The organism is Paenibacillus pasadenensis (genome assembly GCF_023715725.1).
Lineage (GTDB): Bacteria > Bacillota > Bacilli > Paenibacillales > Paenibacillaceae > Paenibacillus_O > Paenibacillus_O pasadenensis_A.
Map to the genome: position 1 here is coordinate 335394 of NZ_JAMBOT010000003.1, position 16557 is coordinate 351950.

General features: G+C 44.9%; 9 protein-coding genes. 4 read left to right on the top strand and 5 right to left on the bottom strand.

Annotated elements, in window-relative coordinates:
• Positions 1-32: 32 nt before the first annotated feature.
• The 3 genes from M3223_RS10655 to M3223_RS24475 all read right to left on the bottom strand — a co-directional run bounded on the left by M3223_RS10655 (position 33) and on the right by M3223_RS24475 (position 6150).
• The gene (locus M3223_RS10655) at positions 33-1670 is read right to left on the bottom strand and encodes a response regulator (RefSeq protein ID WP_251561280.1); all 1638 of its coding nucleotides are present in this window, start codon (positions 1668-1670) and stop codon (positions 33-35) included.
• Positions 1667-3469: a cache domain-containing sensor histidine kinase gene (locus M3223_RS10660; protein WP_251561281.1), complete on the bottom strand. Its 1803-nt coding sequence runs from the start codon at positions 3467-3469 to the stop codon at positions 1667-1669. The genes M3223_RS10655 and M3223_RS10660 overlap by 4 nt, the downstream gene beginning before the upstream one ends.
• Positions 3470-3633: 164 nt before the next feature.
• On the bottom strand, positions 3634-6150 hold the full coding sequence (locus tag M3223_RS24475) for a carbohydrate binding domain-containing protein (RefSeq protein ID WP_251561282.1): 2517 nt from the start codon (positions 6148-6150) through the stop codon (positions 3634-3636).
• 385 nt (positions 6151-6535) lie between these two features.
• Here M3223_RS24475 and M3223_RS10670 point away from each other — a divergent pair, with 385 nt between their 5' ends.
• The 4 genes from M3223_RS10670 (at position 6536) to M3223_RS10685 (ending at position 14123) form a co-directional block, all read left to right on the top strand.
• Positions 6536-12286, top strand: a complete 5751-nt coding sequence (locus M3223_RS10670) for an RHS repeat-associated core domain-containing protein (RefSeq protein ID WP_251561283.1) — start codon at positions 6536-6538, stop codon at positions 12284-12286.
• 8 nt (positions 12287-12294) lie between these two features.
• Positions 12295-12606 (top strand): hypothetical protein, encoded by a 312-nt coding sequence (locus M3223_RS10675; protein ID WP_251561284.1) that lies wholly within the window; start codon positions 12295-12297, stop codon positions 12604-12606.
• Positions 12607-13518: 912 nt separating this feature from the next.
• Positions 13519-13770, top strand: coding sequence for a hypothetical protein (locus tag M3223_RS10680; protein WP_251561285.1), 252 nt, complete (start codon positions 13519-13521; stop codon positions 13768-13770).
• Positions 13771-13781: 11 nt separating this feature from the next.
• Complete coding sequence (locus M3223_RS10685; RefSeq protein WP_251561286.1) at positions 13782-14123, top strand: IS3 family transposase; 342 nt, start codon at positions 13782-13784, stop codon at positions 14121-14123.
• A gap of 548 nt (positions 14124-14671) precedes the next feature.
• Here M3223_RS10685 and M3223_RS10690 read toward each other — a convergent pair.
• A complete protein-coding gene (locus tag M3223_RS10690) occupies positions 14672-15523 on the bottom strand; it encodes a sugar phosphate isomerase/epimerase family protein (protein WP_251561287.1) in 852 nt (283 codons plus the stop codon).
• Entirely contained in the window at positions 15523-16515 is a 993-nt protein-coding gene (locus M3223_RS10695) for a DUF6005 family protein (protein ID WP_251561288.1), read from the bottom strand. The genes M3223_RS10690 and M3223_RS10695 overlap by 1 nt, the downstream gene beginning before the upstream one ends.
• Between the last annotated feature and the right edge of the window lie 42 nt (positions 16516-16557).

Here is a 16557-nt window from a genome sequence, read left to right on the forward strand (position 1 = left end):
ACCGACACCGCTCCTGACATTCATGCAGCTCGTTAAGCTTTTTTCCGTTTGAACTCCAGCGGAGTCATACCCGTTACCTTTTTGAACACTTTGGACAGATAGCTGCCGTCAGGGTACCCGACCATCTCCGGGAGCTGGCCTACGGGCGCTTTTCCTTCCAGCAGGAGCGTCTTGATCTTTTCAATCCGTACCAGCGTCACATAATCGTTGTAGCTTGACCCTGTTTCTTTTTTAAACAGCTCGCTCAAGTAGTTTTTATTCAAATGAACATAATCCGCCGCCTGCTGCAAGGAGGCCCCGTCCGCATAATGCCGCTTCACGTAGTCGCATACTTTACGGATCGTCTCGCTGTACGGATGCTGCAGCAGCTCCGCTTCCGAAACGATGCGTTCCGCGCGGGCAAGCAGCCAGTCCGCCAAATGCTGGAACGTAGGCTGCCTGGAAATCTCCTCATGCGGACTGTGCCCATCCGGAGCAGCCGCGTTGTCGCCCCTGTCGCCCGTCGCGGCGCTTAGCCGCCGAAACGTTCGCTGCAATAGAAAAACCGCTTCTAGCGCAAAAGCTTTGGATTCCTTTTCGCTCCACAGCATCTTGGTTCCCGCTTCGTTCAATGTTTCCTTCAGCGCCGGAAGAACCCGGTTAAATCGGTTCTGATCCAGCAGCTCCGATAACAGTTCCAGCGTGTGCTGCACGGAGCTGTCCAGAGCGAAGCCTGGCTTGGGAGCTTCATCGGAATGCCAGGAAATCGTTTTGCGGCCGTAAAACCGCTTCCGATTCAGCGCACTCCTTGCCTCCTCCAGCTGCTGGCCAAGCGAGCTCAGATGCAGCGCGGGCAGGCTGACCCCGATTGAAACAGACAGCCCGAGCAGCTCCTGCAAACTGGAGGAAATCCTCTGCGCATATTGCAGCGTCGTATCCCGCAGCGTCCTCTCGCCGCGCTGCTCGAAATTAAACAGCGCCGCAAAATAATCCTGCTCAAACACGAAGCAACAGCCGCCGCCCGCCTCGGTTAATAAAAGCTCATCGGTCATATTAATCACTGCGGAACGGAGCAGCTCCGGGTCTTGAATTTTGACCTTGTCCTTGCTTAACGCCGGATCGTCGCTGCGGATGATCATCGCCAGCACATGCTGGCTGCGCAGCGGAATGCGCAGCGTACGAAGCTTTTCCTCCAATTCTGCGGAGGAGATTTTTTTGCCGCGCGCCAGCTCGCTGAAAAAAAGCGACCGCAGCGCGTACTGGTTGACGTTAATGGCGCTTTTCAGATGCAGCACTTCCCGGTCCCGCAGCCGTTCCCGTTCAATGTCAGCCTTCAGCTTTTCCAGCACCCGCCGTAAATCGTGCGCCGTAACTTCCGCTTTGAGCATATAATCCGCTGCACCGGCCCGAATCGCCTCCGAGGCATACTGGAATTCGCTGTATGAGCTTAAAATCAGGCTGACAATCGACGGGCGCTCCTGCTTCAGCTCTCGAATGAAGGCAATTCCGTCCATCACAGGCATTTTAATATCTGTCATCACAACGTCCACGTCTAGCTTGCGGCAGGCCTCCAGCGCTTCCTGGCCGTTGCTGCAGGACGCAACCAGCTGCACGGGAAGCCCTGTTTGGTCCAGTAAAATCCCCATCCAGCGGCGGATCTGAGCTTCATCGTCGACAATTACGATATTCATGGCTTGTTCAGCTCCTCTACTCGAATAAAACAAGGCCAGCGGAGCAGGATGCATGTCCCCTCATTGCCCGTGTATACAACCTCCAAGCCGTAGCGCTCTCCAAAATGCGCCCTCATGCGCCGCTGCACGTTCCGCAGGCCGACGCCTCCCGCAGAAGTGAGCACTCTATCCGTAAGCATAATCTCTTCCTCAAAATCCAAGGGAACCGGAATTCCCACCCCGTCATCCGTAATCCGCAGCAGAATGATGTCTTCCTCCTGCCAGCCCTCCACCGTAATTGTGCCCGGCCCGGATTTAGGCTCAATGCCGTGAAAAATAGCATTTTCCACAATCGGCTGGAGAAGCAGCTTCAGCGTGCGGTAAGAGCCGATGCCGTCTTGAATATTGAAATCGACGTTCAGCTTGCCATACTGCCTCGCCAGCTGGATCGTCACGTAATGCTGCAAATTGTCCAGCTCTTCGGCTACCGTAATGTACTCGCTCTCGTCCGACAACGTTTTGCGCAGCAATTTTACGAGAGATACGATCACCTGATCCACCTTCGCCGCAGGCTCCGTCACTAACATCGAGCGGATTGAAGCCAACGTGTTGTACAGGAAATGCGTATTAATTTGCGACTGCAAATTTTGCAGCTCGGTCTTTCGCTTCAGGTCCTGCTCCATAACGACCCGGTCGTGAAGCTCCTCAATGCGCCCAACCATTCGGTTAAATTTGAATGCCAGCTCGCCGATCTCATCGTTTCCTTGAATGTCGGTCCGCTCGCTCAAGTCGCCCATTTCGACCCGTTTCATGCTTGTGTACAGCCTGCGAATCGGGACGGACAGCCGTTTGGCGATCAAGTAGGAAATTAGCAAGGATAACAGCATAAGCGAGGCCAGGACGATTAAAGTCAGCCACTTGGACTGATTGACCTCCTTCAACAGCGTGTCAAGCGGCGTGTAGGAGACGAGCGTCCAGCCAGTGCTTTCGACTTTATAATAGGTGACCAGCATCGGCTTGCCGTCCAGCTTAACGTTGAAGTTTCCTTCATTCCCAGTAATTGAGGAGTAATAATCCGTGCTTAGCATAGAGCTGCCGAGGCGGCTCTTGTCCGTTGCCGAGATTACCGAGCCCTTTTTATCGAAAATAATCAGCTGGTCATCCTCCGCAACTCCGTCCGCATACTGCTTGTACAGAAAGCTTTCACCTACGTTAATCATCAGCATGCCAACTGGCGTGTTGCTTTCAAAATCCTTCAGCACACGGATTGCGGACACATAGTGGTCCTCGTCGATGGTCGGCCTGAGGCGCGGCGTGGCGTTGGATTCCCAAATAATCTGCCCGTCCTGGTTGATCGCTTCTAAATACCAGGGATCGTTCCACAAATTTTCGATCCCGATGTTTGGCCCGTTATAAAACGTGTGCAGCTCCACATTGTTGAAGCCAAATATGGAGGTATAGTATTCCAGCCACGTATAGGCGTAGCGGTAGGTAACGATCAGGCGCGTGAGGAATTGCCGCTGCAGGCGCTCCTGATACGCTCGGTCGCCCGAGGGGCTTAACAGCAGCGAGCGCAGCTCCTCATTGGAAAAATAAAGGTTTGAAATCGCATTCAAATCTGAGGCCATGATGCCCATTTTCTGAGAAATCAGGCGTAGCGAGTTGAGCTTGGCCGCCCCGGCCTGCTCCTCAATCGTATTGCGCGATATCGTCAGCGATATGTAGCTGAACAATCCGAGCGGCAGCACGACCAGCGCCAGGAAGGAGAGCAGCATCTTCTGCTGGACGCTGCTTCGTTTGATGAACAACCCTTTCAGCATGAGCTTTCCTCCTCCGCTTGGCGGTTTGAGTTAGATTCATATTAAAGCAGGAGGCGGTTGGTGGGAATAGGGAATGTGTTGGGTGAGAGTAGAAGAAAAGGCAAGCATTCCCCGATTTCGATAAGCGGGAATACTTGCCTTTAACAAATTATCGCAGATTATGCTTAATTTCTATATTTGAATGACAGAGAATCGAAGTAGGCTGTGCCGCTACCGCTTTCTCCATTAGCAATGACATAGGCATACACGTCTCCTCTAACTGCATTGACTGGAACCGTGTTGTCAAAAGATAACTGTGTATAGTCAGGAGTAACGGTATCTCTTCCTACATAATGCTCATCAACAAACTGGTTATTACTGTCATAGAAACGAACGCGGAGCTGCGTATACGTGTTTGTAAGTGCAGCAGCATGAACATATCCGCTAAGCGTATACTCGCTCCCTGGAATCACGGCAATAGTTTGCTTTACATGTCCGCTACTCCATATACCTAATTCAGCAACTTCAATTTTCACCGCACTAGTCCCTTCTGTTACAGGCGAGGTAATAAAAGATACAGTTCCGGCATTATTATCCACAATTCCAATCCAGTCCATAGGCAAGCCGTTGTCCACATTCTCAAATCCATTATTAAGCAATTGCTCATCCATTACCGGAGGGGCAATTTTATATTGGAAGTTTAAAGAATCAAAATAGGCTATGCCGTTTCCACCATCAGCGCTAGAAATAACGTAGGCATATACGTCTGCCCTAACCGCGTTCGCTGGTACTTTGTTGTCAAAAGACAGCTGCGTGTAATCAGCTGTTACGGTATCTCTTCCGACATAATGCTCGTCAATAAACTGATTATTACTGTCAAAGAAACGAACCCGTAGTTGAGTATAGGTGTTTGTCAGCGTGACAGCATGAACATATCCGCTCAGCTCATAATCACGGCCCGCTGTTACGGCAATAGATTGTTTTACATGTCCGCTACTCCATAGCCCCAAACCCGTAACCTCAATTTTCAACGCACTGGCCCCTTCCAATACGGGGCTCGTGATGGAAGCTACTGTGCCTGAATTATTATCAATAAATGCCGTCCAGGCGTGAGGCACTCCGTCACGAACGCTCTCAAATCCGCCATTTATCAGCTGTCCTTCTCCTTCAGGAGCGCTATCTTTATATTGTAATGATAGGGAGTCAAAATAAGCCGTGCCGCTGCCCCCATCTGCACTAGCAATTACATATGCATATACTTCTGCCTTAACAGCAGCTGCCGGGACCTTGTTGGTAAACGAAAGTAACGTGTACTCCGAAGTAACTGTATCCCTATTCACGTAATGCTCATCAACAAATTGATCATTACTGTCAAAGAAACGAACTCTTAATTGAGTATAGGTATTAGTAAGAGCAACCGCATGAACGTAACCGCTCAAAGTATAGTCGCGGTCGGCTGCTACAGAAAAAGACTGTTTTAAATGGCCGCTAGTCCACAAATTTAATCCTGCAACGTCGATTTTCATCGCCTTTGAGCCTTGGATTACAGGATCTGTAATCGGAGCAATTGTACCGGCGTTATTATCGATAAAAGCGCTCCAAGCATTAGGAAGTTCATTAGTTATGTTCTCGAATCCACCGTTTAGCAACTGATCGTCAACTACAGGTTGAGTATCATTGTAATGGAATGACAAGGAATCAAAATATGCAGTACCGCTGCCTCCGTCTGCACTGGCCATGACATAGACATACACATCGGCTGTAGCTGCAGCACTCGGAACCTTATTGTAAAGCGACAGCAACGTAAACTCAGATGTAACGCTGTCTCTTCCAACAAAGTGTTCTTCTATAAACTGGTTGTTATTGTCAAAGAAACGCACCCTGAGTTGAGCATAGGTACTGCTCAAAGCCTGTGCGTGAACATACCCGCTCAATGTGTAATCAAGTCCAGCCGTTACAGGGACAGATTGTTTTAAGTGACCGCTGGTCCATTGGTTCAATCCCATAACATCAATTTTTATAGCGCTTGAGCCTTGAACAACTGGGTTAGCCACGGGAACAATCGAACCATTACCATCTACAATTGTTTCCCAGGCATCAGGCTTTCCGGAAGTGATATTTTCAAAGCCCGGATTTTGTAAAATGTTGTCCTCACTCGGCTCACTATCTTCAGGCACTGTAAAATAAACTGGACTTGACCAATCTCCCCATCCGCTGTCATTGGATACCCGAATGCTTACTTCATACGTTTTATTGGGTTCGAGAGCTGACAACTCAAGCTGATCCGGCAGTGGTATGCTGACGTTATTATTCTTAGTATTTTGAGTAATTGTACCGCTGGAGAAGATCGGATTCCCATTAAATTTCACAATAATTTCATAGCTTATAAATGTGTCACCGTTTATAGGCGATTTCTGCTCCCACTCTATATTCCCAGGACTATTCATTACTGTCGGTGCATCGACAGTACCAGAAGGGTAGGTAATTGTAGTCGTTGCTTTTGAATTTACCGACCGGCTCTTAATCATGTTTCCATTCGTATCATATTCAAACGTTTGAATAACTACTCCATCTCTCTCAATTGATTTGAGGCGGTTATTCGCGTCATAGCTGTAAATGTAGTTACTGGACGCAGAAGCTGAGACTCCATTAATGCAAAATATGAGAATAATTAAAAAAGCAATTGCTACTTTCCCCCGCACAAAAATCCCACTCCCCATTAGGCTTTAGAATCGACCGAAATTCTTCCAAACTGTTCTCCTATTACAAATCATAATTTCCTTCATATTGTGCAGATATGGGAAAAAATAACTTAATAAAGGGTGAGTGTTGATTTTCATGATAAATCGATAAATAAGATTGTTATTTTACCTCTAAACCTATTTTTTATCAATTTTCTATTGAATAGTACATTGTCGTAATATATATTGTCTAGGTGCAGATGTGGAAAATGTTTCGAATAGAGGAGAAATGTTGTTTTAGAGGGTGGGGAAACAAGCAATTCCGGTTTATGAAAACCGATGATTTTATTAACTTTTATGCAAGTTGAATAACCTTATTTTAATTTTGCGAACAGTAGGTGAACTCTTGAAACACAAAGTTCTATTAGCGATTGTGCTGATTATATCCATTATGGCAACCTCTTTTATTCCGCCATCCATCATGGCAAGCCCTGAGTTAAAGTCCGAAGAACAAGCAAAAAGTTCTCAAAACGAAGAAATAAGTACTGCTTCAGAAGAAAACGCAGAACCAGATACAAGCGAAACAGAAGAAATGAAACAGCTTCAAGAAATCCAGAAAAACGTAATGGATGAATCTTTAAAGGACAAAAAGTCAAGAGAAGAAAACAAAGATAAATTGACCGAGAGAGCTCTCTTAATTGCAGCTTTTCATGATGTGAAATGGTATGAGCTTCTGAACGATAAGCAGAAAGAAACGGTATTAAATTGGGACAAATCATCGTTTGAAGCCTACCAAAGTGACTTAAGCAATACCGAAATTGCGCAGCTTGAAAAGTATGCGCCAGAAGCATACATGTATTACTCTTACTCCACAAACCTCAACAGCTCTTCAAACAAAGGCCGTATTAGATCAGAATCCGTCACTCAAAATACGTATGACGAAGAACTAGTCTATCGTGAACATGTAAAAAATGTTATGGAATTAATGCGAGAACAGATTGAAGAGAAAAGCCTACAATTAAACGAAGCTCAGGCGAATTCAAATAAAGCAGCTTCAAAGGCAAAAAGGACTGCTCAATCCTCAAACTCATACATTATTTCAGAAAAGAATACAGAGTATAACTACTCAGTTGATACGGAACAACTGGTTGATCCTCTTTATCGGTCCGCTAATCAACGCTCGAATGATTTGTTTCTTAGCGGAAAGCCCGGTCTGGATTTATCCATAATCCGCAAGTACAACTCTATGGATAGCAAAGCCATGACTCCCCAGATGGTTACTGAGAATGAGAACCTTTATTTGCAAATTTCTAGAAATTTCAGTGCAGCAGTAGAGCCTTCTACTATTGCGGAAGACAGCAACTTTATTGCAACAGGCTGGTCATTAAACATCCCTGAGGTAAGTAGCACTTGGAACGGCGCAAGCATCCAACCTATTCCTAATACGGCTACTTGTCCCAATCCCAACTGGCTTGGTGGGACCACTGCAGGAAGCTGCGAGAGCATTTGGTATTTATTTATGCCAACAGCTGTCAATAAAGTGTCCTTTACTCTCGATGACGGCACCTCTTACGAGTTTTCAGACAATGGAATAATAATTCCATATAATGACTATGGAAAATATAATCTAGAAAAAACTTCATCAATTCCTTATAACAACGTAGAGGCTTATCGCCAAAGAAATACTTCTTTAGGCGGAGCGCTTGAATTTTTCATCATTCTGGATTCAAAAATAACTTATGTATTTGACGAGAACGGAAAGATAAAAGAAAAACGAAATGAATATGGAGATCGTATTACCTATCTCCATACTTCGTCCGGAATTTTTATCAAGGACTCCTATAACCGTGATATCGTTCTGCTTCGTGACGGTACCCACCGTAATATTACGAGCATTAATGCGTATAACGGCAGCTCCTTACTTAAAACTGTTACGTACAATGTAACTCCAAGATCCAACACCATTCTTCAGCTTAAAAATGCAATCAGCACAATCAATTACTGGACGCTCGACTCCGTCACAACCACTTCTGACGGAAAAAGCAAGACCCTTGCTTCTTACACATATAAAAATGTAGATATGTTTTCTGCAGCGGATTTTAATTTCGGTCCCCAAGGTTACTTCTACTATTCGACACGGGAAGGAGACGTGCAGCATCCTTTTTGCGTAAACAACAATTGTAGTCAGAAAAACAACAATATTATTCTATGGTCTCAGGGTAACGGAGTCGTTCAAAACTTCTTTGAAACCATTGATATAGAAAAAAGAAGACAAGACACCTACGGGGAGATTGCCTACGTCCTGTTGGATGAAGTGAATTTGTATAATGATCTGAAAATCAAATTCTCCTATGACCAATACGTTAATGCCTGGAGCCAAATGCCATATACAGGCGAAGCGGCCAACATCGGGTATCGCGAACAACTTCGTGGGACAACCCGGTTGTTTTTGGATAAGTACAATCTTCAGTACATCTCGTATCATCCTGTAACTAGCGTTAACTTCCTCTATAAAGAGAACGGACAATCAAAAATTGTTACGGATAGTTACAAGGCTGTCAACAATAAAAAGAACGGCTATTCCATTAACGAAATGATCAAGAGCCGCGGAGATCATGCTGATGATGCTGATAATAAACGGCTCAAATGGGCAACCCGCTATGGTAGACAAACGATTGAAACCTGCTCTACCGGAGCTGAAGCAGGGCTTAATCAATGTTCTTTTACTCAATTTGAACTGCGGAATCTGAAGGCCAATCGTGAGATGTATGCAATAGCAAACTGGAGCAATTGGCCTGATAATACAAATCTCTTAAACGAAACGGATAGTGCTGCTCAAGAGCAATACGGGTTTGAGTCGCAAGAAACAACCTACTACGCCTATTCGTCCGAAAAACCCAAAGTAGCTTCAGTCTTAAAAGGCAGTCCGAATTTGGGAAGAGTTTATTTCTCCCAAACTCAATACGATGGCTATGGCTTACCGATCTTAATTACGGACGAGCGGAATAATAAAACGACCTATGAGTATAATGGTCCATTCCGCAATATTAGTAAAAAAACGACTTTGTCATCGGATAACGCCTATAGATTGGTTGAAGATTACGAATACTATTCGGCATCAGACTCTGTGGTTAACCGACGCAATATGTTGAAAAAAATGACGCAGACTCAATTTTATCCCAATCCGGATAACCCTGCTGAAACGCATTCGGATTTGATTGTGACTGAGTTCTCCGTCTATAATTCGAATCGTCAAGTAGTCGAGAGCTCCTCAACCTCCTCGGGCCAACAGTTCTCACAAGGATCGTCGACGAGTGCAAAAAAATTTGAATACGATACGTTTGGAAGACTCATAACGGAGTCTACCTCCGTAACGCTAAAAAAGAATGATCCGCCATCATGGCTGACAATGCGTTATGAATATGATTCTTTAGGGCGGCTATTAAACGTTACAAGTCCCGATAATAGTAAAGCTGAATATACCTATGATACTTTGGATCGAATGCTCACCGAGAAAATCATTCCGGTTGGTGCAAGTCCTCGAACTACTACGTATAGTTATGACGATGCAAACCGGACGGTAAGCGTAACGGATGCCAACGGGTTAACAACGATTACTCGATTTAGCCCATTTGGACTTGAAATGGAAAATAAGCTGAAGAAAGATAACGTGGAAAGGATTACTCAACGAAACGAGTCCAATAACGGAGTTGATGTCAGCCGCTCTATTCCTTTTGGGGATGCCAAGTACGCAACTACTTATCGTTACGATTCTCTTAATCGTTTATTAAGCGAGACAAATTCGATTGGAGAAGCCACGACCTATTTGTATTCCAATAAAAAAACGGTTCTTAGTACTAACGTATCTAGCCTCCAAAACACGGTGCGTGTACTGGATCCTTACGGTAAGGAAACAACGACATACTCGAATAACATTGGAGCCGTGACACGAACCAAAGAACGAGATATAGAAAATAATGAGGTTCGAGAAACGCATTTCAGTTACTCTCCGTTCGGTAAGGTGATTAAAAACGATGTTAAGGGAGAAGGAACGAGCCAGACGACATCGTTTTCCTTTGATGCATTCGGAAATCAATTGTCCGTTTTAGATGCTGCAGGCCAGCGCCATCGTTTTGTACACAATGCATCAGGACAGTTAATAAAATCTCAAAGCGAAGATAAAATCTGGAGTACTAAAGAGTATAACGAGCTTGGCTGGCTGTTAAGCCAGAGAAAAACGGGGACGCAAGAAACGGAGCTATATACGTATTCAAGCGTAGGCATGCTGGATTCTTATACGGACCGTAAAAAGCAAGTGCATCGTTACAATTATAATGCGCATTATCAGCCTTTGTCGTATGAGATCAAAGACGTTAATGGAGTGCAGACCTGGTCGGAGCAGTATACGTATGATCCAGCCACACTTCAGCTGCTTTCGGAAAAAAGCAGCGATAACGAACAGATTGACTTCACCTATACTACTTGGGGTGATCTGAACAGCTTTAAAAGCATAAACCGGGAGTACAAACTGAACTATGACAATCTTTTCCGTCTATCCAGTTTAACTTACCCGGATAATTCTCAAGTAAAGTATGAATACGACGAACTGGATCGTATTCAAAACGTAAATTATCCGGGAATGGGGACTGTAACCTACGATCATCAAAACAACGGTCGTAATCAGAATTACACGATTAATTATCCAAACGGCTACAATCAAATGGAGAAAATGAATTCGTTTGGCGATATCGTGAACGTAGAACACAAGATCAAATCTACTAACCAAGTTATCTGGAATGAGCAAGTCAAAACCGATGATTTTGGGAACAAATTTGAAATAACAGAGAACAATAACAAGCAGATTTTTAACTATGATCTGCTAAATCGCATTGAATCCGAATCTAAAGTCAATTCCTCGGATACCGACCGCTCTTATCAGTATGATACAAGTGGTAATCGTAAAGAAGAAGTGTCCGGCACTTTAAATTTAGACCTGTTGAAATCAGTTGACTACACGTATGACGGAAAAAATCAGCTGAAGCAGTCGGTTACGGATGGTGTGATTGGAGACTACACTTATTATGCCTCCGGTTTAAGGGCCAGCAAAACGGTCGATGGAGAGTACACGCGTTATATCTACTACAATGGAAAAGTCATTGAAGAACTGGATAGGAACGGGGCCGTTAAAGCTCGTAATGTTTGGGGAAATGAGCTGCTTTATCGTGAAAGCGGAAACGACAAAGGCTATTATTACTATAACAGCCATGGTGATGTTGTTTCGATTAAGGATGCTGTCGGTCAGGAACTAAATAGGTACCAGTATGACATTTGGGGCAATGTACTTTCACAAGAAGAACAAATGTCAAACCCGTTTAAGTATACGGGTGAAATAACGGATGAAGAATCCGGATTAATTTACTTGAGGACTCGATATTATAATCCTGCTATTGGCAGGTTTATAAATGAAGACACATATGAGGGGAATATAAATAACCCACTTAGTCTTAATCTTTACACCTATGTTACTAATAATCCTTTAATTTATATTGATCCCTTAGGTATGTGCGGTGTTAAGAGCTGGGAGGATGCCGGGGATTGTTTTGTACAATTCGGAAAAATAATGTGGAATGATTTGAAAAATATAGACAAAGGACTTGAAGAAGTAGCTAATTTCCTTATTATTGATGATATACGAACCCTTCAAAATCCCAATTCGTCTTTATTAGATAGAACAATGGCTTATGCAGGTATAATACCAATTGGTAAAGTTGCTAGAGTTGGAGAAAAGCTATTTGTTGAAGTTCTGAAGAATGGAAACAAAGTAAGAGCCGAGGTCAGTTCTTCAGTAAAATGGAAATTTTATACCAAGCATATTCCTCAAAAAAATTTAAGTTGGAATGCTATAATTAAATCTACAGCTAATGGGGCAAATGCTAGATATAAGCCGGGGATCGATATTGAATCCCTTGAAAGATATGCTTGGGAGTATGGAACACAAGCTAATAACAGGGACTTATTTAAAGTAATAAAGTTTGACAAGGTTATAGGTGCAAGCGACGGAAAAGAGACTGTCTATATGAGAGTGGAAATGAATTCAATGGGTGAAATCCACGGTCATCCAATTTCTGAAGATCGGTTTAAAAAATATTTGAAGTAGGTGGACTCTTGAATAAATTGGAGCTTAGAGATGGGCTGGTTTCTTTTAATTACCTTGATAGAATTGTACATTCTATTGGTACAGAAGACTATACGATATATATATCTGAAGATTTGTTATCGGTTTCTTACTTTAATGAAGAGTATATAATTGACTTAGGATGCTACAGCGTCAAAAAAGAAGATGTTTTTATAATTCGTCTAATAAAATCACATAACTGGGATTACCCTGTATACGAAAAACGACTTCCTGATTTGAATGATATTTATAGTGAAGTGAATAAAGTCGTAGATTACATTTATGAATTGGTTTCTAATTAACCTTCCTTTTATATTCGAGGCTGCTTAAAAATCTACATTTTTCATCTTTAACGGCAAAGTTTAACCCAAGAAAGACATCTGCCACCGTTTTTGAACTGTGACCCGCAAGATGGACACTTTGAAAAAGTGACCTTCTTGCGGGTTATTTGTGTTTTAATCAAGATAATGAGAACAGAGTGAGGTATGGATATGGGTAAAACGAGGGCCAATTCAAAGATATTTAACGAACATGAATTGAAACAATTGGAACAAAATCCGAATGTCTAGCACTTAACAAATAAAAGCATTACGTATGCACCGGCCTTTAAAATTGGCAGCCGTAAAAGCATATCAGGAAGGGCAAAACCCCATGGAGATCTTTCTCCGAGCAGGCTTTGACATCGACGTCGTGGGGACAAATATGCCGACGCAGTGCCTTAAACGTTGGAGACATACCCTTACCACTCATGGAGAAAACGGTCTTCTCAAAGAACGGCGTGAGAAGGGGAGCACGGGCCGCCCCCCCAGCAGGCGAAATGTCTACCGAGGAAAAATTAAAGCGAGCTGAAGCTCGTATTAAGCTATTGGAAGCGGAGAATGACGTTCTAAACAAGCTCGATGCGCTCGAAAAATAGAAGATGCAGAGGAAACCTTAACCCCCTCCGAACGCTATTAGATCATTAACGTTACGATTCGTCAGCATGACTTGAAACGAATGACACGGTACCTGTGCCAATTGGCGGAAGTCAGTGCAAGCGGCTATTACTGCTGGCTTGGTGCCGAGGAGAAACGCCAGATGCAAGAGGACGCTGACGAGCGCGACTTGACGCTCATTCGAGACCACTTTGACACCTTGCAGGGCAAGGCTGGAGCGCGAGAACGGCGTTGTCATGAACTACAAAAAGACTCGTCGTCTCATGCGGAAATACAAGCTTGTGGCCACAATTCGCCAAGCTAATCCCTGCCAAAAAAATGGAAAAGGCGAACCAAGAGTACCAGATCTGTCTCAATCTGCTGGAGCGTCAATTTGATGAGGGGGAACCGGAAAAGGTTCTGCTTACCGACATTACCTATATGTATTACGGGCACGGGCAGTTCGCCTATCTGTCCTGTGTAAAAGACGGAGCAACGAAACAGATTTTGGCCCACTACCTTTCCTCTTCACTTGCCTTGCCTTGCCTTTAGTGGAGCGAACGTTGGAGAAGCTGATGGTACGGCTTGACGGCAACGTCCATCCAGAGGCCTTGTTTCACTCCGACCAAGGGATGCATTATACTCACCCCAACATTCGACTTCTGGTTCGAGAAGCGGGCTTTCAGCAGTCCATGTCGCGCAAAGGGAACTGTTGGGATAACGCCTCCATGGAGACGTTCTTCAGCCATATGAAAGATGAACTTGACTATAAATCGTGTGCCTCTTTGGACGAATTACGGGCACGAGTGGATGAATATATGGAGTACTACAACTCCGGTCGGTACCAGTGGACATTAAAAAACATGACTCCTGATGAATTCAGAAGTCATCTCCTCACGGCTTAATGGAACGGAATTTTTAGATCAAGAAGATATTTTTCAAGTCAGATATAATGATGGTATAAATATTATTATAGACGTAGGCTGGTATAGAAGGGATTTTGCTGTGGTTGTAATTAAAGACTATGATTGGGAAAATCCATTAATAGAAAAACAATGTGTAGAGCTGGATAAGTTATATGCGATGGTCAAGGAATGCTCTGAGTACGTAAGGGTGATATTAAATAGCAAATAGTTGACCCTTAAGTTGAGTCAGAAGCCAATGGAAGTGTAACAATTCTCTGTGGCTTTCCTTATGCAAGCCATCCGCTCAGAGGAATGAGCAAAAATAACCATATTCGTTTAATTTAAAGCAATAACCTCCCCCCTTTTAAACCTACCAACAAAACAATCCCTCAACAGCTGCCCCACCAACGATAAGTTGGGCGGCCTGTGAGGGATTTTATTTAAATCAAACTACTTATGATGATCCGCTAAATCATTAAGGTACTTATACTTATAATTTCATCCCTGCTCATGCCACCATCATCCAACTTTACTCCATTCCAATCTACTCAATTATAATGCAGCTGATTCATTCGCTTATGCAGCCAGTTGATTTCCTCTTTCAGCACCCGTGCTGGATCGGGTCCGAACCATTCCAATGAAGCGAACTTGCCGCTCCGGCTGATCCGGTCAATGATCGCGCGATAGGGAACCGCCCCTTGGTCCAACGCGACCATTCCCTCACGGCTTCCGTTTGCAGCATACACCTGATGAGGCTGGAACACGCTGCAATACGCCAGAGAAATCACATTTTTCAGATGGAAATATTCCACCCAGGGCAGCAGCAGCTCATAGCTGTCCAGCGGATCGTCCCCGGCCTCCCAAATATGCAGGAAATCCATGTTCAGCTTAACCGCTTCATGGTTGACCTCAAGCATCAGCCTTTGAGCGGCCTTTGCATGGTCGGCCAGCGTGCCCGGATGCGTCTCTACGAGCAGCTCGATTCCCTGATCCATGCACAGATCGCCAAGAATGCGAAGCTGACGAACCATCGTCTCGAACTCAACTGCGCCCACGTCCTTGCTGCCGCGCGTGCCTGCAAAGGTTCGAATTTTGTTCGTGCCGAGCCAGTCTGCGACCACAAGCAAGTCCTTGCATTTGGCAATGGTATTGGCGAAGTTCACGCCATCTCCCACGTCCAAATAGTCGCTGATCATCGAAACCGTCAATCCCGCCGAATCCAGGTGAGCTTTCTCGGAACCTTTTCGCATCTTATACAAGTGGCTGGCGTGAGCCCCCCATAGTTCTAGTCCGTCAAAACCGTTACTATGTGCAAATTCAACTAGTTGTTCAAATGAAACCAACGTATGACGGAACGAAATGGTGCAGAGCGAGCATTTTAATCCAGCTTTAGTCGACATTACATCGTCCCCCCTTCCACATTGGCGCACTGGGCCGCTGTCCACAAGTGAAGCTCCCGCTCTAATTCAGACTTAATTCCCTGCTCTATGGCCTCCGCCTTCGTCAAGGTATCCAAAATGGAAGCAAGCTGCTTCGTTCCGCCAGTCAACGACATTTTGACAGCCAGAAATTGAAGCGTATTAAAGGCTTGGACCAAGTCGCGGATTTGCTGCGCCCAGTGCTCGTAATTTTCACGCGGCAGCCCCAGCTCGTCATGGAAAAACATCAGCGCATAATCATACCCGTACTTGCGTATGACGATGACGTAGAGATGCTTGAGAGCATCGCCAAGCGCGGACAGCTTGTCCGGATCTTCCGCACATTGTCCAACAAGGGTTCTAAGCCCGTATACGAGATCATTTTTCTCTAAATGAAAGCCGTCATAAAAATAAGCTCTCACATCGTCCGGCGACGGCTTCCTGATCGCAGACGCATCCATATAAAATCCGTCCGGATAAGCGTTTTGTATAAACGCCTGGAGCACCTGATCCCGGCTTACCAGACCCTCCCATTTCATGTCGGCGTCAAGCATAAACCATTCATCCGCCCGTTCCGTAGCCGATACCATGACATAATGAGGGAAAGGATTCAGATTAAATTTATTTTCCCGCTCCGGCATATGCGACATATCGATTTGCACGACAACATGCCGCTCCGGCCCCGCTTGCTCCACAAGCTCAACCAGCTTCGCTGCATTCGCCGCCGCGTCTTGTTGCGGATCATGCCATTGGACCGTACGCACGCCAAACATACGCTGGAACCAGTACATGAGCCGAGCCGGCGTAAAGCTGCTTGAATAATAGGATAAGCCCGCCTCCGACACACCGAACTGTTCTTCCCACACGTTGAAATAAAACGGGCGATAATCAACGTCGCTATGCCTTTTGACCACTTCGCACATACAGCTCATCACACAGTGGACCTTAATGCGCTGGTCCTTCCATCCGAACATAACGAAGCCTCCTCCCTTAACAATCTCGCAGTCTTGCTATTT

What these genes read in the sequence shown, in the direction of transcription:
- M3223_RS10655 (WP_251561280.1), bottom strand. Translation starts at nt 1,670, where the DNA reads ATGAATATCGTAATTGTCGACGATGAAGCTCAGATCCGCCGCTGGATG.
- M3223_RS10660 (WP_251561281.1), bottom strand. Translation starts at nt 3,469, where the DNA reads ATGCTGAAAGGGTTGTTCATCAAACGAAGCAGCGTCCAGCAGAAGATG.
- M3223_RS10690 (WP_251561287.1), bottom strand. Translation starts at nt 15,523, where the DNA reads ATGTCGACTAAAGCTGGATTAAAATGCTCGCTCTGCACCATTTCGTTC.
- M3223_RS10695 (WP_251561288.1), bottom strand. Translation starts at nt 16,515, where the DNA reads ATGTTCGGATGGAAGGACCAGCGCATTAAGGTCCACTGTGTGATGAGC.